20 protein-coding genes and 2 rRNA genes are annotated in these 22,964 nt (G+C 68.6%); 16 read left to right on the top strand and 6 right to left on the bottom strand.

Annotation, left to right across the window (positions count from 1 at the left end; genetic code table 11):
- Nucleotides 1-213 precede the first annotated feature (213 nt).
- The 3 genes from ABH940_RS07585 to ABH940_RS07575 all read left to right on the top strand — a co-directional run bounded on the left by ABH940_RS07585 (nt 214) and on the right by ABH940_RS07575 (nt 4,210).
- Nucleotides 214-3,316: ribosomal RNA gene (locus ABH940_RS07585) — 23S ribosomal RNA — on the top strand.
- Nucleotides 3,317-3,382: 66 nt separating this feature from the next.
- Nucleotides 3,383-3,499 (top strand): 5S ribosomal RNA (gene rrf / locus ABH940_RS07580).
- A 90-nt stretch (nt 3,500-3,589) separates the two neighbouring features.
- Nucleotides 3,590-4,210 carry a TetR/AcrR family transcriptional regulator gene (locus tag ABH940_RS07575; protein ID WP_370069029.1) on the top strand — a complete coding sequence of 207 codons (621 nt, stop codon included), beginning with the start codon at nt 3,590-3,592 and terminating at the stop codon, nt 4,208-4,210.
- Nucleotides 4,211-4,234: 24 nt separating this feature from the next.
- Here the strand turns inward: ABH940_RS07575 and ABH940_RS07570 are convergent, their stop codons facing one another.
- The 5 genes from ABH940_RS07570 to ABH940_RS07550 form a co-directional block, all read right to left on the bottom strand.
- The gene (locus tag ABH940_RS07570) at nt 4,235-4,894 is read right to left on the bottom strand and encodes a YidC/Oxa1 family membrane protein insertase (protein ID WP_370104869.1); all 660 of its coding nucleotides are present in this window, start codon (nt 4,892-4,894) and stop codon (nt 4,235-4,237) included.
- Between the two features lie 163 nt (nt 4,895-5,057).
- Nucleotides 5,058-5,381 (bottom strand): DUF6412 domain-containing protein, encoded by a 324-nt coding sequence (locus tag ABH940_RS07565; RefSeq protein WP_370069033.1) that lies wholly within the window; start codon nt 5,379-5,381, stop codon nt 5,058-5,060.
- Between the two features lie 135 nt (nt 5,382-5,516).
- The gene (locus ABH940_RS07560) at nt 5,517-6,014 is read right to left on the bottom strand and encodes a nucleoside deaminase (RefSeq protein ID WP_370069035.1); all 498 of its coding nucleotides are present in this window, start codon (nt 6,012-6,014) and stop codon (nt 5,517-5,519) included.
- Between the two features lie 91 nt (nt 6,015-6,105).
- The gene (gene cynS / locus ABH940_RS07555; RefSeq protein WP_370069037.1) at nt 6,106-6,576 is read right to left on the bottom strand and encodes a cyanase; all 471 of its coding nucleotides are present in this window, start codon (nt 6,574-6,576) and stop codon (nt 6,106-6,108) included.
- A 77-nt stretch (nt 6,577-6,653) separates the two neighbouring features.
- Nucleotides 6,654-7,241 (bottom strand): carbonic anhydrase, encoded by a 588-nt coding sequence (locus tag ABH940_RS07550; protein WP_370069039.1) that lies wholly within the window; start codon nt 7,239-7,241, stop codon nt 6,654-6,656.
- A 125-nt stretch (nt 7,242-7,366) separates the two neighbouring features.
- On the opposite strand from ABH940_RS07550, the gene cynR reads away from it, so the two are divergent.
- Nucleotides 7,367-8,305: a transcriptional regulator CynR gene (gene cynR / locus ABH940_RS07545; protein WP_370069041.1), complete on the top strand. Its 939-nt coding sequence runs from the start codon at nt 7,367-7,369 to the stop codon at nt 8,303-8,305.
- Between the two features lie 138 nt (nt 8,306-8,443).
- On the top strand, nt 8,444-9,349 hold the full coding sequence (locus ABH940_RS07540) for an alpha/beta hydrolase (protein ID WP_370104867.1): 906 nt from the start codon (nt 8,444-8,446) through the stop codon (nt 9,347-9,349).
- A 31-nt stretch (nt 9,350-9,380) separates the two neighbouring features.
- Here ABH940_RS07540 and ABH940_RS07535 read toward each other — a convergent pair whose 3' ends face one another.
- Complete coding sequence (locus ABH940_RS07535) at nt 9,381-10,568, bottom strand: DUF5685 family protein (RefSeq protein WP_370104865.1); 1,188 nt, start codon at nt 10,566-10,568, stop codon at nt 9,381-9,383.
- A gap of 157 nt (nt 10,569-10,725) precedes the next feature.
- Between ABH940_RS07535 and ABH940_RS07530 the strand changes: the two genes are divergently transcribed.
- The 11 genes from ABH940_RS07530 to ABH940_RS07480 all read left to right on the top strand — a co-directional run bounded on the left by ABH940_RS07530 (nt 10,726) and on the right by ABH940_RS07480 (nt 22,936).
- The gene (locus tag ABH940_RS07530; RefSeq protein ID WP_370069047.1) at nt 10,726-11,067 is read left to right on the top strand and encodes an antibiotic biosynthesis monooxygenase; all 342 of its coding nucleotides are present in this window, start codon (nt 10,726-10,728) and stop codon (nt 11,065-11,067) included.
- Between the two features lie 96 nt (nt 11,068-11,163).
- Entirely contained in the window at nt 11,164-11,799 is a 636-nt protein-coding gene (locus ABH940_RS07525) for a YigZ family protein (RefSeq protein WP_370069049.1), read from the top strand.
- Nucleotides 11,800-12,025: 226 nt separating this feature from the next.
- Nucleotides 12,026-13,273 (top strand): beta-ketoacyl synthase, encoded by a 1,248-nt coding sequence (locus tag ABH940_RS07520; protein WP_370104863.1) that lies wholly within the window; start codon nt 12,026-12,028, stop codon nt 13,271-13,273.
- A 220-nt stretch (nt 13,274-13,493) separates the two neighbouring features.
- Nucleotides 13,494-14,519 (top strand): glutamine synthetase GlnII, encoded by a 1,026-nt coding sequence (glnII, locus tag ABH940_RS07515; RefSeq protein ID WP_370104861.1) that lies wholly within the window; start codon nt 13,494-13,496, stop codon nt 14,517-14,519.
- 185 nt (nt 14,520-14,704) lie between these two features.
- Complete coding sequence (locus tag ABH940_RS07510; protein ID WP_370104859.1) at nt 14,705-15,337, top strand: lipid II flippase MurJ; 633 nt, start codon at nt 14,705-14,707, stop codon at nt 15,335-15,337.
- Between the two features lie 100 nt (nt 15,338-15,437).
- The gene (locus ABH940_RS07505) at nt 15,438-16,076 is read left to right on the top strand and encodes a hypothetical protein (RefSeq protein ID WP_370104858.1); all 639 of its coding nucleotides are present in this window, start codon (nt 15,438-15,440) and stop codon (nt 16,074-16,076) included.
- Nucleotides 16,077-16,213: 137 nt separating this feature from the next.
- Entirely contained in the window at nt 16,214-17,158 is a 945-nt protein-coding gene (locus ABH940_RS07500; protein ID WP_370104856.1) for an alpha/beta fold hydrolase, read from the top strand.
- A gap of 152 nt (nt 17,159-17,310) precedes the next feature.
- A complete protein-coding gene (locus tag ABH940_RS07495) occupies nt 17,311-17,928 on the top strand; it encodes a dihydrofolate reductase family protein (RefSeq protein ID WP_370104854.1) in 618 nt (205 codons plus the stop codon).
- A gap of 222 nt (nt 17,929-18,150) precedes the next feature.
- Complete coding sequence (locus tag ABH940_RS07490; protein ID WP_370104852.1) at nt 18,151-19,875, top strand: carbohydrate binding domain-containing protein; 1,725 nt, start codon at nt 18,151-18,153, stop codon at nt 19,873-19,875.
- A gap of 156 nt (nt 19,876-20,031) precedes the next feature.
- Nucleotides 20,032-20,838: a hypothetical protein gene (locus ABH940_RS07485; protein ID WP_370069065.1), complete on the top strand. Its 807-nt coding sequence runs from the start codon at nt 20,032-20,034 to the stop codon at nt 20,836-20,838.
- A 226-nt stretch (nt 20,839-21,064) separates the two neighbouring features.
- A complete protein-coding gene (locus ABH940_RS07480) occupies nt 21,065-22,936 on the top strand; it encodes a carbohydrate-binding module family 20 domain-containing protein (RefSeq protein ID WP_370069067.1) in 1,872 nt (623 codons plus the stop codon).
- Nucleotides 22,937-22,964 lie beyond the last annotated feature (28 nt).

Below are 22,964 nucleotides of genomic sequence, written 5' to 3'. Positions count from 1 at the left end.
TGTCTCGCACGGTTGCTCATGGGTGGAACGTTGACTATTCGGCACACGGGTTCCTGAGGGGACTGCTAGTACTGCGCTTCGGCGCGTGGAACGCGGTGGTCTGATGGGTTTGTGTGTCGGGCACGTTGTTGGGTCCTGAGGGAATGGTCTCGCTTGTCGAGGCTGTCCTTCTGGTCGTTGTTTGAGAACTGCACAGTGGACGCGAGCATCTGTGGCCAAGTTTTTAAGGGCGCACGGTGGATGCCTTGGCACCAGGAACCGATGAAGGACGTGGGAGGCCGCGATAGGCCCCGGGGAGCTGTCAACCGAGCTTTGATCCGGGGGTGTCCGAATGGGGAAACCCGGCAGTCGTCATGGGCTGTCACCCGCTGCTGAACACATAGGCAGTGTGGAGGGAACGCGGGGAAGTGAAACATCTCAGTACCCGCAGGAAGAGAAAACAACCGTGATTCCGGGAGTAGTGGCGAGCGAAACCGGATGAGGCTAAACCATGGTGGTGTGAGACCCGGCAGGGGTTGCCATTGTGGGGTCGTGGGATTGTGTTTCAGTCGTCTGCCGGCGGCTGGGCGAGTCAGAAACCGTATGGGTAGTCGAAGGACATGCGAAAGGTCCGGCGTAGAGGGTAAGACCCCCGTAGACGAAATCTGTACGGCTCGCTTATGCAACTCCCAAGTAGCACGGGGCCCGAGAAATCCCGTGTGAATCTGGCGGGACCACCCGCTAAGCCTAAATATTCCCTGGTGACCGATAGCGGATAGTACCGTGAGGGAATGGTGAAAAGTACCGCGGGAGCGGAGTGAAATAGTACCTGAAACCGTGTGCCTACAAGCCGTGGGAGCCCTTTTGGGGTGACTGCGTGCCTTTTGAAGAATGAGCCTGCGAGTTTGCGGTGTGTGGCGAGGTTAACCCGTGTGGGGTAGCCGTAGCGAAAGCGAGTCCGAATAGGGCGAATGAGTCGCGCGCCCAAGACCCGAAGCGGAGTGATCTAGCCATGGGCAGGTTGAAGCGCGGGTAAGACCGTGTGGAGGACCGAACCCACCAGGGTTGAAAACCTGGGGGATGACCTGTGGTTAGGGGTGAAAGGCCAATCAAACTCCGTGATAGCTGGTTCTCCCCGAAATGCATTTAGGTGCAGCGTCGTGTGTTTCTTGCCGGAGGTAGAGCACTGGATAGGCGATGGGCCCCACCGGGTTACTGACCTTAGCCAAACTCCGAATGCCGGTAAGTGAGAGCACGGCAGTGAGACTGTGGGGGATAAGCTCCATGGTCGAGAGGGAAACAGCCCAGAACACCGGCTAAGGCCCCTAAGCGTGTGCTAAGTGGGAAAGGATGTGGAGTCGCAGAGACAACCAGGAGGTTGGCTTAGAAGCAGCCACCCTTTAAAGAGTGCGTAATAGCTCACTGGTCAAGTGATTCCGCGCCGACAATGTAGCGGGGCTCAAGTACACCGCCGAAGCCGTGTCATTGCAGCATGACTCCCAACGGAGGCTGTGATGGGTAGGGGAGCGTCGTGTGCCGGGTGAAGCCGCAGGGGAACCTAGTGGTGGACGGTATACGAGTGAGAATGCAGGCATGAGTAGCGATACAAGAGTGGGAAACTCTTGCGCCGATTGACCAAGGGTTCCTGGGTCAAGCTGATCTGCCCAGGGTAAGTCGGGACCTAAGGCGAGGCCGACAGGCGTAGTCGATGGACAACGGGTTGATATTCCCGTACCCGCTTTGAAGCGCCAACGGTGAACCTTTGAATGCTAAGGCCGTGAAGCCGCCCGGAGGTCTTCGGACCGAAGGGAGTGGTGGAGCCGCCGATCCAACAGGGTAGTAGCTGAGCGATGGGGTGACGCAGGAAGGTAGTCCAGCCCGGGCGGTGGTAGTCCCGGGGTAAGGGTGTAGGCCGTGTGGTAGGCAAATCCGCCGCACATTAAGGCTGAGACCTGATGCCGAGCCGATTGTGGTGAAGTGGATGATCCTATGCTGTCGAGAAAAGCCTCTAGCGAGTTTCATGGCGGCCCGTACCCCAAACCGACTCAGGTGGTCAGGTAGAGAATACCGAGGCGTTCGGGTGAACTATGGTTAAGGAACTCGGCAAAATGCCCCCGTAACTTCGGGAGAAGGGGGGCCACCGTTGGTGATGGCACTTGCTGCCTGAGCTGGTGGTGGCCGCAGAGACCAGCGAGAAGCGACTGTTTACTAAAAACACAGGTCCGTGCGAAGCCGTAAGGCGATGTATACGGACTGACGCCTGCCCGGTGCTGGAACGTTAAGGGGACCGGTTAGTCCGATTTCGGTCGGGCGAAGCTGAGAACTTAAGCGCCAGTAAACGGCGGTGGTAACTATAACCATCCTAAGGTAGCGAAATTCCTTGTCGGGTAAGTTCCGACCTGCACGAATGGCGTAACGACTTCTCGACTGTCTCAACCATAGGCCCGGTGAAATTGCATTACGAGTAAAGATGCTCGTTTCGCGCAGCAGGACGGAAAGACCCCGGGACCTTTACTATAGCTTGATATTGGTGTTCGGTTCGGCTTGTGTAGGATAGGTGGGAGCCTTTGAAGCATCAACGCCAGTTGGTGTGGAGGCGTCGTTGAAATACCACTCTGGTCGTGCTGGATGTCTAACCTGGGTCCGTGATCCGGATCAGGGACAGTGTCTGGTGGGTAGTTTAACTGGGGCGGTTGCCTCCTAAAATGTAACGGAGGCGCCCAAAGGTTCCCTCAGCCTGGTTGGCAATCAGGTGTTGAGTGTAAGTGCACAAGGGAGCTTGACTGTGAGACCGACGGGTCGAGCAGGTGCGAAAGCAGGGACTAGTGATCCGGCGGTGGCTTGTGGAAGCGCCGTCGCTCAACGGATAAAAGGTACCCCGGGGATAACAGGCTGATCTTCCCCAAGAGTCCATATCGACGGGATGGTTTGGCACCTCGATGTCGGCTCGTCGCATCCTGGGGCTGGAGTAGGTCCCAAGGGTTGGGCTGTTCGCCCATTAAAGCGGTACGCGAGCTGGGTTTAGAACGTCGTGAGACAGTTCGGTCCCTATCCGCTGCGCGCGTAGGAGTCTTGAGAAGGGCTGTCCCTAGTACGAGAGGACCGGGACGGACGAACCTCTGGTGTGCCAGTTGTCCTGCCAAGGGCATGGCTGGTTGGCTACGTTCGGGAGGGATAACCGCTGAAAGCATCTAAGCGGGAAGCCTGCTTCGAGATGAGGACTCCCACCACCATGAGTGGGTAAGGCTCCCAGTAGACGACTGGGTTGATAGGCCGGATGTGGAAGCCCTGTGAGGGGTGGAGCTGACCGGTACTAATAGGCCGAGGGCTTGTCCATAGTTGCTACGCGTCCACTGTGCTGTTCTGAGACAGCGACTTTATTGATCGCATGATCTCATCGTGTTTCGGTGGTCATAGCGTGAGGGAAACGCCCGGTTACATTCCGAACCCGGAAGCTAAGCCTCACAGCGCCGATGGTACTGCAGGGGGGACCCTGTGGGAGAGTAGGACGCCGCCGAACAATCTTTCCAGTGAAGCCCCCTGACCATGTGTCAGGGGGCTTCACTGCGTTGCGGGTGTTTCCCCGCCGCGTGCGTTGTACGCTCCGCAGGTGGAAGCGAATGCAGGCTACCGGCGTTCAACCGGCTCTCCGCGGGGTGAGGCCCGGCGGCAGGAATTGTTGGACCGGGTGACCGACGACCTGGCCGTCAACGGGCTGGTCGACTTCTCGCTGCGCCGCGCCGCCCGCGCGGCCGGGACCACGCACAAGGTGCTGCTCTATCACTTCGACGGCGCCGACGACCTTCTCCGTCAGGCTGTCGGGCGACTGCGGCAGCGTCGGATCGACCATGCGATCGCATCCCTGGGTGAGGAGGGCGAGGAAGGCGGAGCGTCGACGCTGGCGGAGCGGGTACGCGTGGTCTGGCCGATGCTGATGGGTGAGGAGCCCGGGCTTGCACGGGTGTTGGACCAGGCGATGGGGCTGGCCATGTACGACCCTGACCGTCACCGGCAGTTGGGCCAGCACGCGTCGGCGCAGTACCTGCCGATCCTGGTGTCGCTCTGTCCGCCCGAGTGGAGCGAGGAGCGAAAGCTCGGGGTGGCCGAGATGATCCTGGCCTGCCTGCGCGGCTTCCTGCTGGAGCGCCTGATCAGCGGCGACGAAGCCGGCGTAGGGGTCGGCTTCGAAGCGCTGATGCGCTCGCTGGAACGCGAGCAGCGGACTCCGTGAGGAGGCCGCGCAGGGGAACAGGAATCAGGACAGCAGGGCCTTCTCTCCGAGCGTCCAGGCTGTGGTGGTGAGCAGGTAGAGGCCTGCCGCGAGCGGGAGGAAGGCCGCGAAGACCGCCGTGGTGAACGAGAGGTAAGCCAGTGGCCCGGACTTCACGGCCGCACGGCGGGTGCGTCGGTAGGCGAGGTAGCCGAGCGCGAGCAGGCCGACGAGTACGGTGCCGAAGACGGCGACATGTGCCGCTCCGGCGAGGGCGGTCAGGTGGGCGCTGAGGGGGACACCGAGCAGCGTGTGCCCCAGCAGGGCCTGCGAGGCTGGGTCGCTGGTGCTGGTGAAGAGGCGGTACATCACGGAGGTGAACGGCACCTGCAGCAGGAAGGGCAGGCAGCCCGAGAGCGGCGAGACGCCCTCCTCCTGGTAGAGCGTGGTGAGTTCGCGTTGCATGCGGGCGGGGTCCTTGCGGTGCCGTTCGCGCAGCGCGGTGATGCGGGGAGCGAGGCGGTTGCGCGTCTTCTCGCCGCGTGCGGCGGCGCGGGCGAGCGGGTGCAGCAGCAGGCGCACCGCGAGGGTGAACACCACGATGCCCACGGCCACGGGCATGAGGTGGGACAACTGGCCGACGGCCTCGCGGGCGAGGCCGACCGCGGGGTCGAGGACGGTGAACGGCGACAGGGAAGCTGACATGACGAGTGGGCCCTCCGGCCTTTCGGCGCGCGGCGTTGTCAGCGCGGCGCGGCGTGTGACAGGTCCTGGCACGGGGGGCGACCGTCAGCAACGGCCGTGGGGAGACACGGAAGGGTTCGCGCAAGAGACGCGCAAGATGCGGGCGTGAGAGAAGAACGAGCTCTCAGGCCCGGGATGCTGAACCAGCCGCCCGGGAGGCGGCGGACGGTGCTCGTGGGCGGCTGCGACCGCGTCCGTCAGGGTCGCGCTGCGGCATGAAGGCGGTCAGCCACGCGTACTCGCGTCGGGCGGCCGGCTCCGGACCACCGGATGCCGTCGGGCCGAGCAGGTGGAGCACGGGGATCTGGCCGGCGACCAGGCAGACCATCAGGGCGAGCGTGGCCGTCGCGACGGCGGCGAAGCCCAGCGCGCCGGGGTGCGGGAGCAGGGCGTCCAGCACCCTGCCGAGAAGGGCGAGGACGCCGAGCAGAACGGTTGCGCGCTGCACGTTGTCCTCCCCTCCGAACTGGTGCCGCTGTGTGCGGCAGCTTCCCGCATCATGCCCCAGTCGGGACGGACGGGAGGGAGGAACGCGAAAGATCCATCCGACGGTCGGGCATCGGAGGGTCGGCCGTCACGGCCGTCACGCGGTCGGGGCTCCGGTGACGCGGCGCTCGCCGCCGTTGCGCTCCTGCCACAGCCGGTAGACGCTGACGGCGTCCTCACGCGGCTCGTAGCGCATGGGCAGTCGGCGGTCCTGGTAGGGCTTGGCGAACTCGTCGTAGAAGGTGGCGAGTTCGAAGTACTTGCGGTCGTCCACGTAGTGGGGCTCGTAGGCGTCGCGGCTGGTGAGGAAGACGACCTCGTCCGGCGAGCAGTAGTACAGCGAGCCCAGGCACATCGGGCAGGGGTGGGCGAGGACGTAGATGGTGGTGCCGGTCAGGTGCTCGGTGCCCAGCTTGGTGCAGGCCTCGCGGATGGCGAGGATCTCCGCGTGGGCGGTGGGATCGTTGGTCTGGGCGACCCGGTTCGGGCTCTCGGCGAGGATCTGGCTGTCCTTGGCGATGACGGTCGCGAACGGTCGGCCGCCTTCGGCGACGTTCTGGCGGGCGATGTCGATGGTGCGTTGGACGAAGTCCATGGGGATCTCCGGAGTGTGACGAGCGGGGGTCGGGGCGGGCCCGTAGGGTGGCCCGCCCCGGTGCCGATTGGCGTCCGATGCGGGGACGTCGTCAGAACGGCTTGGTCGGCAGGTACTTGCCGTCCAGGGTGATGACGGCGCGCTCGCCGCCCTCGGGGTCGGCGACCTTCTTCACGTCGAGCTTGAAGTTGATCGCGGAGATGATGCCGTCGCCGAACTGCTCGTGGACCAGGGCCTTGAGGGTGGTGCCGTAGACCTGGAGCATCTCGTAGAAGCGGTAGATGGTCGGGTCGGTGGGGATCCGATCGGTGATCGAGCCGCGGGTCGGGATGGTCTGGAGCAGCAGCGCCGCGTCCTCGTCCAGGCCGAGGAGCTCGGCGACCGCCTTCGCGGAGGCCTCCGGCAGGGGGTGCTGGCCGAGGACGGCGGCGGTGGTGAAGGCCACCGACAGGCCGGACACGTCGGCGATCTGCTGCCAGGAGAGGTCCTTGCGGGTCTTGGCGTCGACGGCGGCGACGGCCAGGGCCTGGCGGGCGGTCGGGTCGAACTGGGCGTGCACCATGATCGGTACGTCCTTCTTTCTGCGGTGGGGAGATCGGAGCGAGGCGGGCGAAATCAGAGCAGGGAGGCCGTTGCGGGTCAGGCCGCGAGGCCGGGGCCGGTGGCGGTCAGCTCCTCGACGCCTCCGGTGGCGATGTCGAAGACCCAGCCGTGCAGGGTGACCTGACTCTCCGCCAGGGCGCGGGCGACGGAGGGGTGGGTGGCCAGGTTCGCCAGCTGGGCCAGCACGTTCTGCCGGACCAGGGCGGGAACGTCGGCGTTGGCGGCGGCACGGGCCCGGGAGGCGTCCGCGTGCCGCAGCCAGGCGGCGACGGCCGGGGCGCCACTGAGGTCGTGGTCCTGGGCGAGCGCGGTCATCGCGCCGCACGCGGAGTGGCCGCAGACGACGATGTCCTGCACGCCCAGCACGGCGACGGCGTACTCGATGCTCGCGGTCACCCCGTCGCCGCCGGGGCTGTAGGCGGGAACCAGGTTGCCTGCGGTGCGGATGACGAAGAGGTCACCCGGCTCGGTGCCGGTGATCAGCTCGGGGACGACGCGGGCGTCGGAGCAGCCGATGAACAGCGTGTGCGGCGAGTGATGCGTGGCCAGGTGGGCGAAGAGCTCCGTCCTGGCCGGGAAGACGTCCCGCTGGAAACGCGCGACACCCTCGGTGAGGTCCTGCATGTGGGTCACTCCCTTCGGTGCGACCGGCCCTGGGGGCTGGTGAGATCCACCATGCATGACCTGTTCCTATAGTGTCCAAGAGCTGCTGGACATCGAAGCCATTGGTCTCATCTATGGTTGTACGCATGGCTGCTACGGAACTCCGTCATCTGCGCTACCTGCTCGCCGTCGCCGACCATGGCAACTTCACCCGCGCCGCCGACGACCTGCACATCTCCCAGCCCACGCTCTCCCAGCAGATCAGGCAACTGGAACGCACCCTCGGGGTGCAGCTGCTGGACCGCACCGGGCGGACGGTGCGGCTGACCGACGCCGGTGCCGTCTACGCCGACCACGCCCGTCGTGCGCTGCGCGACCTGGCCGCCGCAGAGCGTGCCGTCCACGACGTCCAGGACCTGTCCCGTGGCCGGCTGCGCCTGGGGGTCACCCCCACCTTCACCGCCTACCTGGTCGGTCCGCTCACCGCAGAGCTCCAGACTCGCCACCCCGGCGTCGATCTGACCCTCACCGAGACGACCCAGGACAGCGTCGAGGCCGCCCTGCTCGCCGACGACCTGGACCTCGGTATCGCCTTCGCGGGCCCGCACCTGCCCGGCATTGCCGCGACCCCGCTGTTCACGGAGACGCTGAGCCTGGTCACCAGCAGCCCGGTCACCGGCAGCCCGGTCACGGGCACCGCGCGGACCCGGGAGATGTCGGAGCCGCTGCCCGTCCGCGCCCTGAGGGACGAACAACTGGCGCTCCTCAGTGGTGACTTCGCCACGCGTGGCCATATCGACGGCTATCTCGCGGGCCACCGCATCGCGCCCCGTATCGCGGTCGAGGCCAACTCCATCCAGGCACTCACCGAGATCGTCCGGCGCACTCAGCTGGCCACCGTCCTGCCCGACGCCATCACCCACGACCACCCCCACCTCGTGCCCGTCGCCCTCGATCCGCCGCTGCCGACCCGAACCGTCGCCCTCCTGCGCCGAGAGGGCGCCTACGAGAGCGCCGCCGCCAGGGCGTTTGTCCGGCTGATCGACGATCTGGTCCGGGTGCGGGGCTATGCCCCACCCGCGTGAGGGAGAACCGGTGGACGTGATGTGAACCGGATGGTTCACTTGAAGCAGGCGGTCGGTGCCACAGGAGCGCAGCTCCCACAGGTTCCATAGGTGTCGCAGTCGTCGCAGGCGTCAGGCGTCGGAGTTCCGGAGGTCGGCATGCTCGAGTCCGTGCAGCGGGAGAAGGTCCGGTTCAGCAGCGGCGGCGAGGAGTGCGTCGCGTGGTACTACCCCGGGACCAACGGGGCGTGCGTGGTGATGGCGGGCGGATTCGCCGTGCCGAAGGAGCCGGGGACCGACCGGTTCGCGCGGCGGTTCCAGCAGGCGGGGTTCGGCGCGCTGGCCTTCGACTACCGGCGGTTGGGGGAGAGCGGCGGCAGTCCGCGGCTGGTCCTGGGGTTGCGGGACCATGTGGCCGACTGGCTGGCGGCGATCGCGTATGCGCGCTCGTTGCCCGGCGTGGACCCGGGCCGGATCGCCCTGTGGGGGTTCTCGGCGTCCGGTGGGCTGGTGATGGAGGCAGCGGCCCGGGCCCCGGAGGTGGCGGCGGTGGTCGCGCAGTGCGCCAACGTCGGCGGAGTGGCCGCGACACGGGCGCCGGCGCGGTACCAGACGCCCGGAGCGATGCTGCGACTGGTCGGGCGGGGCGTGCGGGACGCGCTCGGTGGGGTGTTCGGGCGTGAGCCACTGCTCGTCGCGCTGGCCGGGGCCCCGGGGACGGTGGCGCTGGTGACCACGCCGGACGGGTGGGTGGTTCCGCATCCGCTCGATCCGGACGGCCTCTACCCGGAGTGGCGGCAGGCGGTCGCGGCGCGCTCCGCGCTGACGATGCCGCTGCACCGGCCCGGACGTGCGGCGTCGCGGGTGCGCTGCCCGCTGCTGGTCGTGGCCTGCGACCAGGACCTGACGGCGCCGCCGGGACCGGCGATCGCGGCGGCGGAACGGGCCCTGCGTGGCGAGGTCGTCAGCCTTCCTGGCGGGCACTACGCCCCGTTCCTGGACGCGCACGAGCAGGCGGTCCAGGAGGAACTGGGCTTTCTGGAACGGCATCTGGGCCGCCGATGAGCCGACCGTGCTGACACGTCCTGACGCGTGCTCAGCAGCCGCCGCAGTCGCAGCATTCCAGACACTCACAGCATTCGCAGCACTCGCAACATTCGAGGCCGTCGCAGCAGTCGCCGCAGTCCATGTCGCTGCACGGGCCCTGCACGTGACGGCCGTTGCAGGGGTTGACGTAGTCCTCGCGGCAGCAGGCCTGGCAGGTGCAGCAGAGCAGCGCCCAGATCCCGCACGCGGCCAACGGGTTGCGGCGTCGGCCCGGCGGGACGGGCGGGATCGGCGGCCCGAAGGGGCTGTTGCCGAAGGGGTTCGGGCCCATGGGCGGTAGCGGCATGCCGGGCGGCGGCTGCGGCGGTGGGTAACTGCCCCGGGCGTGGCCGAAGGTGCGGCGCACCGCCGCGTCTGTCTCGTGGACCAGGAGGCGGTGGGCCAACACCCGGTCGTCCATCTCGACCTCGGCCAGTGCGAGCTTGATGCCGTGGACGGCGTCGCGGCAGAGGCGCTCGGCCTCCTCCAGTGACGTACCGGTGGCGGCCAACGGGTTCCATGCGCCGGTGGACTGATCCTCCGTCAGATCCTCGACCGCGTCCAGGAGATGGGCGAGGCGGCCGAAGTAGCGGCCGGCCTCGCGCAGCGCTGCGGCGTTGCCGGGGCGTCCCGCGAGGGCGGCGGTGTGCTCCAGTGCGAGGGCCGTGGCATCCTCGGTCGGGGCCGTCACCAGCAGCACCGAGGAACCGAGGCCCGTGGACCGCTCCAACGCGGTCTGGCGGGCCAGCGTGTCGAAGAGGACGCCGATGTCGAAGCCCAACTCCGCGCCGCCGCGCAGGCTCTGGCGTCGCCAACGGTCCGCCATGCCACCCGCTGCCGTGGCGACCGGACGCCGGGCGAACGCGCCGTCGCGGTCGTCGACATGGTCGCGGACCTTCGCCGACGCCAACGCGAGGGAGACGGCGGCGGCGAGCTGCGCGCCCTCACCGCGTGCGACGGATGCCGAGCGCATCCCGCGCAGCGGGCACGGACCGGCGGTACGGCGGTCGTCCGGGGTGGACGGGCGCTGCGCCTCGACCAGGACGGAGACGATCAGGCCGTCGTAGTTGGTCGCGGTCCGGGCCAGTTGGCCGTGGCCGTCGCGCAGTGCGAGGCAGAGCCCGCACAGATGCGCCATCCAGCTGCGCTGCAGCTTCTCGCCGAGCCGGTGACGGCACGGACGAATGATCCCGAACATGTGGAAGTCCTCCCCCGGACGCTTCGACCGATCACCTTAGCGGTGCGAGCTGACGTCCGTGGGTGCGGCTGTCCGGACATACAGCCGACTGACACAATGATCGTCACGACGAGTGCGGCGAGAACAACGCCCGCACCAGCAGCCGGAGGAGACCCCGATGGAAGCCAGGCGCCCCGCCCGCACGCCCGAACCGCCCTACTACAGCGTGGTCTTCACCTCCGTCCGGGCGGAGGGCGACCACGGTTACAGCGAGATGGCGAAGCAGATGGCCGAGTTGGTGACCCGGCAGCCGGGGTTCCTCGGCTCGGACGCGTGCCGTGGTGCGGACGGCCTCGGTATCACCGTCGCCTACTTCGACACCGAGGAGAACGTCAAGGCCTGGCGCGCCAACGCCGAGCACACCATGGCGCGGAACCTGGGCCGGGAGAAGTGGTACTCGTCCTACGCCGTGCACGTCGCCAAGGTCGAGCGCGCCTACAGCTGGGAGCGGCCCGAGTAACCTGGCAGGCGACCAGGAACGAAGCGCTAGAGCAGCACACGAGCGCAAGTGCAGCACGCGAACAGCGCAAGTGCAGCAGAACCGGGAGGCCCGTCCGTGGTGTACCTGACCGTGGCCGGGCCGGGGGTCCACGAGATCGAGGTGAAGAAGTCCCGCTTCATCTGCCATCTCGCCCGGGCCGAGGACGAGGCCGCGGCGCAGGCGTTCATCGCCCGGATCCGCAAGGAGTACTGGGACGCCCGGCACAACTGCACCGCCTTCGTGGTCGGCGACGACCCGCGCCGGGAGCGGTCCAACGACGACGCCGAACCGGCCGGGACGGCGGGCGCGCCGATGCTGGAGGTGCTGCGCCGGCGCGGGCTGACCGACACCGTCGCCGTGGTGACCCGGTACTTCGGCGGCGTCCTGCTCGGCGCGGGCGGCCTGGTCCGCGCCTACGGCGGCGCCGTGTCGGCCGCGCTGGACGAGGTCGGCGCGGTCGAGCGACGGCCGGTCGCCCTGATCGAGGTGACCACCGACCACGTCCGCGCCGGGCGGCTGGAGAACGACCTGCGGTCGGCCGGGTACGGGGTGCGTGACGTCGCGTACGACGCCGTCGGCGTGGTGATCGAGGTCGGGGTGCCGGAGGAGTCGGTGTTGAGCTTCGACGCCTGGCTGGCCGAGGCCACCGGCGGCGAGGCGCTGGCGGAGCGGACCGGGACGACCCGCGTCGACGTGCCGGTCGTCCGGTAGCGCGACTGTCGCTACCCCGGGCTGTCGCTGCCCGGGCTGTCGCTACCCAGGTTGTCAATACCCCACAAAGATTCGTAGGCAGACTCGCGGCATTGCCGTGCCCCGGTCCGGTCCGGTGATCGTGCCAGGCTGGGCATCAACGCCAGAGGGCGGGCCGCCCACCGAACTCGCCCTCTCGTGCCTTTCTTACGAAAAGGCAGCCTACGAACACAAGGGGAGAGCGCCGATGGGACAGCACAGCGTTGACAAGGCCCAGGCCCACGCCGACATCGAGGTCGTCGTCACCGGCATGGGTGCCAGCACACCGCTCGGCGGGGACGCGGCGTCGACGTGGGCCGCGATGCTCGCGGGCGAGTCGGGCGCGAGCGCGCTGGAGCAGGAGTGGGCGAAGGACCTGCCGGTGCGGATCGCCGCGCAGCTGGCCGTCGACCCGGCCGAGGTGCTGCCGCGTGTCGAGGCGCGCAAGCTCGACCGCTGCGAGCAACTCGCGCTGGTGGGCGCGCGGGAGGCCTGGGCGGACGCGGGGCGGCCGGAGGTCGACGGTGAGCGGCTGGCCGTGGTGATCGGGACCGGGACCGGTGGGGCCGGATCGCTCCTCGCGCAGGACGACGTGCTGGAGCAGTACGGGGCCCGCAAGGTGTCCCCGTACGTGGTGCCGATGCTGATGGCCAACGGCCCGGCGGCGTGGGTCAGCATGGACCTCGGCGCACGCGGGGGCGCGCGGACGCCGGTGAGCGCCTGCAGCTCGGGCGCGGAGGCGATCGCCATGGCCCTGGACCTGATCCGCCTCGGCCGCGCGGACGTCGTGGTCGCCGGAGGGACGGAGGCGTGCGTCGCGGCGCTGCCGATGGCGGGCTTCGCGCAGATGACCGCCCTGTCCAAGCGGAACGACGAACCCGCCCTGGCCTCACGGCCGTTCGACACCGAGCGCGACGGTTTCGTGCTCGGCGAGGGCGCCGCGCTGCTGGTGCTGGAGCGCGCGGACCGCGCCAGGGCGCGCGGTGCGCGGGCGTACGCGCGGGTCGCGGGCGCCGGAATCACCTCCAGTGCCGACCACATCACCGCCTCCGACGCCGACGGGCAGTCGCGGGCGATCCGGCAGGCGCTGACCGAGTCCGGGGTCGCGCCGCAGGACATCGGGTTCGTACACGCCCACGCCACCTCCACCCCGGCCGGGGACGCGGTCGAGGCGCAGGTCATCGCGGACGTGCTGGGCCGCCACCCGGTGGTGACCGCGACCAAGTCGATGACCGGTCACCTGCTGGGCGCGTCCGGGGCGCTCGGCGCGATGGTCACCGCGTTGGCGCTCCGCGAGGGCCGGCTCCCGGCGATCCGGAACCTCGACCACCCGGACCCCGAGATCAAGCTCGACCTGGTCGCGGGCGGGGTGCGGCACGGCGAGTGGCAGGCGGGGCTGGCCAACTCCTACGGCTTCGGCGGCCACAACGTGTCGTTGGTGTTCACGCGCGTGTGACCTGCGGGGTTGGCGCGCTGTGTACTGCGGAGGGTGTGAACTGCACCACTCCTGGCCTGGTTAACATGCAGTTCACAAACGGGCAACGAGTGGGAAATTGCGTGCTGTGAGGCTCCTGGTCCAACAGCCAAGGCCGTAACTCCCCAGCGCAGAGGAGCGACGCCGAGCGCCACAGCATCGTTTCCCCACCCGTGCACGTTCACCTGCGAGGTCAGCGCCCGTGACTTACAAGGCCGAGTACATCTGGATCGACGGCACCGAGCCGACCGCCGAACTGCGCTCGAAGACCAAGGTTCTGGCCGACGGCGCCGAGCTCTCGGTCTGGGGCTTCGACGGTTCCAGCACCAACCAGGCCGAGGGTCACGCCTCCGACCGCGTGCTCAAGCCGGTCTTCTCCTGCCCGGACCCGATCCGTGGCGGCGACAACGTGCTGGTCCTGTGCGAGGTGTGGAACACCGACGGCACCCCGCACGAGACCAACCACCGCGCCCGCCTCTCGGCCGTTGACGAGCAGTTCGCCGCGCAGGAGTCGATCTTCGGCATCGAGCAGGAGTACACCTTCCTGACCGAGGACGGCCGCCCGCTGGGCTTCCCCGAGGGCGGCTTCCCGGCCCCGCAGGGCCCGTACTACTGCGGCGTCGGCGCGGGCAAGGCCGTCGGCCGCGAGATCGTCGAGAAGCACCTGGACGCGTGCATCGAGGCGGGCCTGGGCATCTGCGGCATCAACGCCGAGGTCATGCCGGGTCAGTGGGAGTTCCAGATCGGCCCGCTGAGCCCGCTCGTGGTCTCCGACCACATGTGGGTCGCCCGTTGGCTGCTGCACCGCATCGCCGAGGACTACGGCGTCGTCGTCTCCCTGGACGCCAAGCCGGCCAAGGGCGACTGGAACGGCGCGGGCGCGCACACCAACTTCTCCACCAAGGCCATGCGTGAGGGCTACGACGCCATCATCACCGCCTGCGAGGCGCTCGGCGCCAGCCAGGACATCGTGATGGAGCACGTCACCCAGTACGGCTCGGGTGTCGAGCAGCGCCTCACCGGCAAGCACGAGACGGCCCCGTGGAACGTCTACACCTACGGCGTCTCCGACCGCGGCGCGTCGGTGCGCATCCCGTGGCAGGTCGAGGTGGACAAGAAGGGCTACATCGAGGACCGCCGCCCGAACGCCAACGTCGACCCGTACGTGGTGACCCGTCTGATGGTCAACACCTGCTGCGCCGCACTGGAGAAGGCCGGGCAGGTCTGAGTTTGCTTGCAGGCCTGGGGATTTGACCGGCCTGATGTCCTGATCTCCGGGTCGTGCTCGGCTGTCGCTCGTCGACGCGGCCCGGTGACACCCTTCCGCGCGCCCTCCGGTTTCCCGTACCGGAGGGCGCGCGGTTGTCGTCGTTCCGGGGCTGTCGTTGTCGTTCCGGTACTAGGGTGTGCCGCATGCGTGATCTTGATGCGACGCAGGTGAAGACGCGCGGTGGGGCGCGGGGGGTGCCGGCGGCCTTCTTCTTCCTGGTCTTCGGGCCGGAGATCGCGGTCGTCATGTTCGCCCACGGCAGCAGTACGGAGGGCACCGCGGCCCCACTGGGCGAGATGCTGCGCGCCTTCGCGCTCGGCCTGATCCCGTTCTCCGCCCAGTACTTGCTGCTGCGCGGCTTCTACGCCTTCGACGACACCCGCACGCCGTTCTGGATGGCGCTGTGGATCTCCGTCGCCGACATCGTCCTGGCGACCGCCTGCCACCTGTGGCTGCCGCCGCGCTGGGCGGTCACCGGCATGGCCGCCGCGTATGCGGTGTCGTACCTGTTCGGCATGGTGGTCACGGCCGTCCGGCTGCGGCGTCGGCTGGACCGCCGCCTCGACGGGAGGCGCCTGGTGCGCACCTACGGCAAGCTCGTCGCGGCGGCGGGCGCGGCCGGTGCGGTCGGGTGGAGCGCGGCGCACGTGCTCCAGGGGTCGGTGCTGCTGGGGTTGGTGGCCGGCGGTGCGGCGATGGCGCTGGCGTTCGTCGTGCTCGGCAAAGCGCTGCGGATACGGGAGTTCGCCGGTCTGCGGGCGCTGCGGGGAGCCTGACGCAGCGCCTGACGCAGGGCCTGGCAAGGAGCCTGATACAGCGTCAGGAACTGATGCCCCTCCCGCTTCGTCCTACGGGCACGACGCGAGGAGGCAGAGGGTGGCGCGAAGACCTGGCGGCAGACGTCGGCTGAAGCTGTGGCCCGAGGCGCTGGCGGTCGCGGTGGCGCTGGTGGCCGTGCTGTGGGCGCTCGATGCGACCGGCTGGTTCAGCGCGGACGCGCACTCGCAGACGCAGGACCCGACGGCGGTCGCGGCGGCCCTCACAGCGGTCCGGACTGGGCACTGCCCGTCGCAGGAGCCGCAGGAGCCGCAGGACCAGGCGACCGACGTGACCGGGACGCGTGACGTTCTCGAGCCCCTGGCGGCGAACCGGCTGTTGCTCTGCGGGTATGCGAACCTGTCGTCGAACGGGGTGCGGAGGATCCGCGTGACGTCGCGGGTGATCACGGACCAGGCGACGATCAGTGGCTTCCGCAGTGCCCTCAACGCGCTTCCGACACCGTCGGGAGGGACCTACGAGTGCCCCGACGACACCGGGTCGGCGGCGCTGGAGATCTTCACTGACGGCAGCCACGAGGTCGAGCTGCTCCAGGGCATGACCGGGTGCCAGATGGTCACGAACGGCTTCCGCGACGGCTGGGTGGGCACCTCGTGGGCCGGCCTCGACCTGATGAAACTGATGCCTCCCACGTTCTGCACTGCCGTCTGGCGCGGCAGTTGTCCCAAGGGGGTGTGACGGTTCCCGGAGCCCTTAGGGGTGCTGCGTGCGGTGGATCAGGGGACGACCCGGGCAAAACCCTGAGGCGCTCCGGGCGGCTCGTGGCTACGCTCCCGACTGACGGTCGTCGGTGGGGGAGCGAAGGGGGGAGCCGGATGCAGCACAACGGCAGCATGCGCGCACGGGTCGGGGCTGCGGTCGCGGCGGCGACGGTGGTGGTGACGGCTCTGTGCGGCACGGGGGTTGCCGCAGCAGCACCGGTTGCACCGGCAGCGCCGGCAGCGCCCGCGAGCGGGATCGTGGGCGCGCCGACCTTGATCGCGCACACGAAGGAGGGCGACGTCGCCTACCGCGAGGTCGGCGCGGGGAGCCCGATCCTGCTGGTGATGGGGCACGGCGGCTCGATGGATGCCTGGGCGCCCGCGTTCGTGGACGCGCTGGCCGCGCACCACACCGTGGTCGTCTTCGACAATGCGGGCGTGGGGGAGACCAGCGCGCTGCCCGGTCCGTTGACCGTGCCCGCGATGGCCGAGCAGACCAGCGCGTTGGTCTCCGCCCTGCGGCTGCGCCAGCCCACCGTGCTCGGGTGGTCGCTGGGCGGGATGCTGGCACAGGCGCTGGCGGTGCGGCACCCGGGCCAGGTCGGGCGGCTGGGGCTGGCCTCCACCCAGGCCGGGACGGGGCAGTCCCTGCCGATCCCGCCCGCCGCTGCGGCGGCGCTCGACAGCCCGAACCCTGCGGTCGTGCTGTCCGTCCTCTTCCCGCCCGACCAGCTCGCGGCCGCGCGTGCCTACGCCGAGGAGATCGGCCGGTACCCGGGCTTCTACGGCGTCTCCGACGCGGTGAAGGCCGAGCAGACCGCCGCTGTCCAGCAGTGGATGGCCGGCGCGGACCGCGAGGGCCAGGAGCTGGGGCGGATACACGTGCCGGTCCTCGTCGCTGACGGCGCCTCGGACGCCCTGGACCCGGCGGCCAACGCCGCGATCCTGGCCGACAGCCTGCGCTGCGCCCATGTCCTGCTGTACCCGGATGCCGGGCACGCCTTCCTGTTCCAGGACGCGGGACAGTTCGCGGCGACGGTCGACGCGTTCGCCTCCTAGGCACGGTTCAGGTGACAGCGGTGACACCGCTGACAGCGCTGTGCTTGCGGTCGCGCAAAACCGGGTGTCGTCGGAGGGCGGCAAAGCTGCGGCGAGGAACGGACATTTCGGTAGAGTCCGCGGCAGACGAACCGCTCCCACGGAGGCTACCGATGCGGAAGATCACGGCAGGTCTGTTCATCTCGCTCGACGGCGTCGTGGAGGCTCCGAACGAGTGGCACTTCCCCTACTACAACGACGAGATGGGCGCGGCCGTCGGGACCCAGCTGGCGGGGGCGGACACCGTCCTCTTCGGGCGCAGGACGTACGACAGCTTCGCCGGGGCGTGGCCGGCGCGGGAGCAGGCAGGTGGGGAGGACGCCGGGTTCGCCAAGGCGTTGGGGGACATGCGGAAGATCGTGGTCTCGAAGCAGCGGCTGACGTTCACCTGGCGCAACTCTGAGCAGCTCGAAGGCGACCTGGTCGCCACCGTGACCGCGCTGAAGGCCGAGCCCGGCGGGGACATCGGGCTGAGCGGTTCGGTCTCCGTGGTGCGGCAGTTGCTGGCGGCGGGCCTGCTGGACGAGCTGCACCTGCTGGTGCACCCGATCGCGCTGGGCAAGGGCATACGGCTGTTCGGTGAGAGCGAGGAGCCGATCCCGCTGCGACTGCTCTCCTCCGCGGCCTTCAGCACCGGCGTGCTCAACCTCGTCTACGGTCCGTCCGAGGCTCCCGGCGCGGCGGGCTACGAGGACGCGAAGCAGCACCTGGCGCAGAAGCCGGGCGAGTAGCCCCGAGCGGGCGAGTGGACTAGTCCTGTTGCAGCCAAGGCAATTTGGTCTAGTCCTATTGACGCAGCCTCACGGAGGTTGTTTGGTAGTGCTCACGCCAGGCCTGCGTGGCAACTCCTTCACACCCCACACCTCCGTTCCCGACGCACGCCGAGTCCAGCGGCGCCGACGCCCCACACCGTCGGCGCCGTCGCGTCGGGCACCCCCGAAGGGACTTGTGTCATGCACTTGGCAAGATTCACCGCCTCGGCAGGCGCGCTGGCGCTCGCCGTCGCAGGGATGGTCGGGGCCTTCGCGCCTACGGCCAGTACCGCGGCGACGAGCGTGTACTCGGTCGCTCCCTATGTCGACATGTCGAACGGTCAGGAAGGCATGCTCGACACGGCCATCACCGGGCACGGGTTGAAGGCCTACACCGCGGCCTTCGTGCTCGGTGAAGGGTGCAACCAGATCTGGGGCGACACGCTCCCGATCGGCGCCGACTCCTACACCGACCCCGAGATCGCCAAGGCCAAGTCCGAGGGCGCGTCGGTGATCATCTCCTCCGGCGGCGCCAGCGGTGAGCCGCTCGCCTGGACCTGTACGACACAGAGCAGCATCGACGCCGGCTACCAGGCGATCATCAACGACTACGGCGTCAACCAGCTCGACTTCGACGTCGAGGGCGCCGCCGTCGCCGACACCGCCTCCGCCGCGCGGCAGATGCAGGCGATGAAGGACCTCAAGGCGACCAACCCCAACCTGCAGTTCTCGATGACCCTGCCGGTCCTGCCCACCGGCCTGACCCAGGACGGCGTCAACATCCTGCAGGCCGCCAAGAACGTGGGCATCAAGATCGACGTGGTCAACATCATGGCCATGGACTACTACGCGGGCACCGGCGAGGAGATGGGCCAGGCGGCCGTTTCCGCCGCGCAGGCGACGCTGGCGCAGATGAAGGCGGTCGACTCGTCCTACACCTATGCCAACCTCGGCATCACGCCCATGATCGGCAAGAACGACGACGGCTCCACCTTCACGCTCGCCGACGCGCAGACGGTGGAGAACTTCGCCGCGCAGAACGGCGTGGGCCGGCTGGCCTACTGGTCGGTGGACCGGGACCAGGCGTGCAGCGGCAGCGCCAACTCGCTGCCGACGTGCAGTGAGATCAGCCAGAACCCGCTGGCCTTCACGGACGCGTTCGTGCCCTATGAGGGCACCTCGGGCGGCGGTGGCGGTGGCGGTGGGGGGACCAGCAGCGACTTCTCGTTGGCGCTCTCGCCCTCGTCCGCGTCGGTCGCGGACGGCAGCAGCGGCACGGCGACCGTCAGCACGGCGGTCACCGCGGGCAGCGCGGAGTCGGTCGGCCTGACCGCGAGCGGTGCGCCCTCCGGTGTCAGCGTGTCGTTCAGCCCGAGCTCGGTCACCTCCGGCGGCAGCGCGGCGCTGACGGCCACGGTCGGGTCCTCGGTCGCGGCGGGCACGTACCCGATCACGGTCACCGGGACCGCGTCCAGCGGCAGTCACAGCGCGATCTACAACCTGACGGTGACGGGCAGCGGCGGTGGTGGCGGCGGGACCGGCGGGGGATCGCTGGTCAACGCGGGCTTCGAGTCGGGCGCTCTGAGCCCGTGGACCTGCCAGTCCGGCAGTGGCGTGGTCACCAGCCCGGTCCACTCCGGGAGTTACGCCCTCCAGGTCACCCCGACGTCCTCCGCCACCGGCGAGTGCGACCAGACGGTGACCCTGCAGCCCAACACCAGCTACACGCTGAGTGGTTGGGTGCAGGGCAGCTACGCCTACGTCGGCGTCAGCGGCGGGGCGACCGCGTCGACCTGGTCCAGCAACTCCGGCTGGAACCAGCTGACGGTGCCGTTCACCACCGGGAGCAGCGGGACGGTCACCGTCTTCGTCCACGGCTGGTACGGAGAAGGCAACGTCTTCGCGGACAACTTCAACCTCAGCTGAGCGGTCAGCGGCGACATCGGGGCGACCGAGCAGGTGACGTACCCGCCGACGGGGCGTCACCTGCTCGGTCCCGCTGCGTGGCGGGGCGGATGCGGTGCGCATAGCGTGACTCCTGCCAGAACGTCAGATGGGGGGCAGAGTCGAGGAGATCGTACGTTGTTCCGTTCCGTGCTCCGGTCCGTCCCGGTGGCCCTGACCGCCCTGTCGGCGCTTGCTCTCACCAGCGCGCCCACCGCCCACGCCGTCCCGAACCACGCCGTCCCGAACGGTGCCACCACGGTGGTCTGCCATGGCGGCGACATCTCCCCCGGCTACTACTACGAGCTGGTGGTCGACGGCACCTGCTCCATCCCGAGTGGCAAGGTCACCGTGGAGACCCAGCTCTACGTCACGCCGCACTCCGTGCTCGACGCGATCACCGGCGCCACCGTCCACGTCAAGGGCAACATCCAGGTGGGCCGCGGCGCGGCGCTGGGACTCGGCTGTTCCCCGCACGCCAACTGCGACACCACGACCGACGACGTCGTCGGCGGCAACATCAACAGTGACCACGCGCTCGCGGTGATCCTGCACTCCGACACCGTCAAGGGTGACGTCACCACGATCGGCGACGGAGCGGGCGTCAACTGCGACCCGCAGCCCGGTCTGGCGATCTTCACCACGCTGGCGCAGGGCAACACTCCCACCCCGGCCTACGACGACTTCGAGGACAACACCGTCCACGGGTACATCACCAGCAGCCACCTGCGCTCGTGCTACATGGCCACCAGTCGTAACCACGTCGGCACCAACATCCTGATCCAGGACGACCGGACGCTCGTGCCGAACAGCAACGCGGTGGGTTCCAACACCGTGAACGGCGACCTCGGCTGCTACCACAACACGCCCGCACCGCAGTTCGGCACCTCCACCGGGCCGAACGACGTCAAGGGTCTCAAGCTCGGGCAGTGCGCCACGCTCTGATCCAACGTCAGTAGCTCTCAACCGTCGGGCCACCCCGCATGCCGGGGTGGCCCGACGCGTTTCGTGGGCCGTCGGTGATCGCATCTACTTGCAGAAAGTTGCCGAAATTGTTTGCACAGAGTTATTGACGGGGTCATCAGGGCCGCGAGAGGGTCTGGTACGCGGCAGGCGGCCCGCCACGGCCCAGAGTCGCGCCCCCACCCCCCTGGCTCTGGAGAGAGGGCCCATGAGGAAGCGCATTCACACCGGACGCAGCACCCCCACGCCCGGCAGCACGTCGAAGCACGCAAACGGGAAGGCGAACGGGCACGCCGCCCGGAGCACGGCCCGCTGGATCGCCGTCGGCGTGCTGGTCGCCGCCGCCGCGGTGGTGCCGCTGACCACGCAGGCGGAGCCCGCGCGGGCGGCGACCGGGCCCGACGGCGGCGACGTCATCGCGAACCTCTTCGAGTGGAACTGGAACTCCGTCGCCAACGAGTGCACCACTGAGCTCGGCCCGAAGGGCTACGGCGCGGTCGAGGTCGCCCCGCCCCAGGACTCGATCCGGCTCTCCGGCACCCACCCGTGGTGGGAGGTCTACCAGCCGATCGGCTACGACCTCAACAGCCGGATGGGCGACGCCGCGCAGTTCGCTGCCATGGTGACCACCTGCCACAACGCGGGCGTCAAGGTCTACGCGGACGCCGTGCTCAACCACATGGCCGGGAACAACAACACCAGCACCGACTCCTACGGCGGCGACACCTTCAACTCGTCGACGGAGAGCTACTCCCAGCCCGGCTACACCTCCGCGGACTTCCACGCCTACCCGGGCAACTGCCCCAACTCGGACCTGTCGATCCAGGACTGGAACAACCAGACCCAGGTCCAGGAGTGCGACCTGTCCAACCTGGAGGACCTGGCCACCGAGACAACCCACGTCCGGCAGACCGAGGCGGGGTACCTCAACAGCCTGGTCGCCGACGGCGTGGACGGCTTCCGGATGGACGCCGCCAAGCACATCAACCAGGCCGACATGGCCGCGATCCTGGCCCAGGTGAACAACACCACCTGGACCAGCCAGCGCCCTTACGTCTACCAGGAGGTGATCCCGGGCAGCACCAACAGCTCGCTGCAGCCGGCCGCCTTCGAGTCCAACGGCAGCGTCATCGAGTTCACCTACGCCCAGGACCTCAAGACGCAGTTCACCGGCGACATAGCCAACCTCAAGACGTTCGGCCAGAGTTGGGGCCTTGAGCCGCCGAGCGCGTCGACCTCGATGGTGACCAACCACGACACCGAGCGCAACGGCAGCACGCTCAACTACAAGTCCGGTGCGAGCTACATCCTGGCCAACCTCTTCGAACTGGCCTGGGGCTACGACGTCCCGCAGGTCTACGCCAGCTTCGACTGGACCAACAGCGACGACTCGCCGCCCGCCGACGCCAACGGCTACGTCACGGACACCGACTGCTCCAACGGCTGGTTCTGCACCGACCGCAACCAGGGCGTCGCCAACATGGTCGGCTGGCACAACGCGGTCGCCGGGCAGCCGGTCGCCAACTGGTACGACGACGGCACCAACCTGATCGCCTTCAGCCGGGGCGACCGCGGCTGGATCGCGATCAACAACGAGTCGGCGGCCAAGACCATCACCGTCGCCACCGGCCTTCCGGCGGGCAACTACTGCGACGTCGTCCACGGCGACCTGACGCCCTCGACCGGCGCGTGCACGGGCTCGACCGTCGCGGTCGCCGCCAACGGGACCGCCACCGTCACGGTCCCGGCGGACGACGCGGTCGCGCTCTACCTGCCGACGGCCGCCTCCGGTACGGTCGGTGAGAGCTTCAACGTCAACGAGACCACGACGTACGGCCAGAACGTCTTCCTGGTCGGCTCGATCCCGGCGCTGGGCAGCTGGGACACCTCGCAGGCGATCCCGCTCTCCTCGTCGGGCTACCCGGTGTGGAGCGGCACGGTCAGCCTGCCCGCCAACACCTCCGTCCAGTACAAGTACATCATCAAGAATCCCGACGGCTCGATCACGTGGGAGCCGGGCAACAACCACTCCTTCACGACGGGTGGTTCGGGCAGCGGGACCCTGAACGACAGCTGGTGACACGTCAGTTCTGAGAACTCCGAGGGCC

Origin of the sequence: Streptacidiphilus sp. BW17, from assembly GCF_041262485.1 — a bacterium.
In the GTDB taxonomy this organism is placed as follows: Bacteria; Actinomycetota; Actinomycetes; order Streptomycetales; family Streptomycetaceae; genus Streptacidiphilus.
The sequence above is the reverse complement of the archived record's forward strand: the minus strand, read 5'-3'. Positions and strand labels throughout refer to the sequence as shown.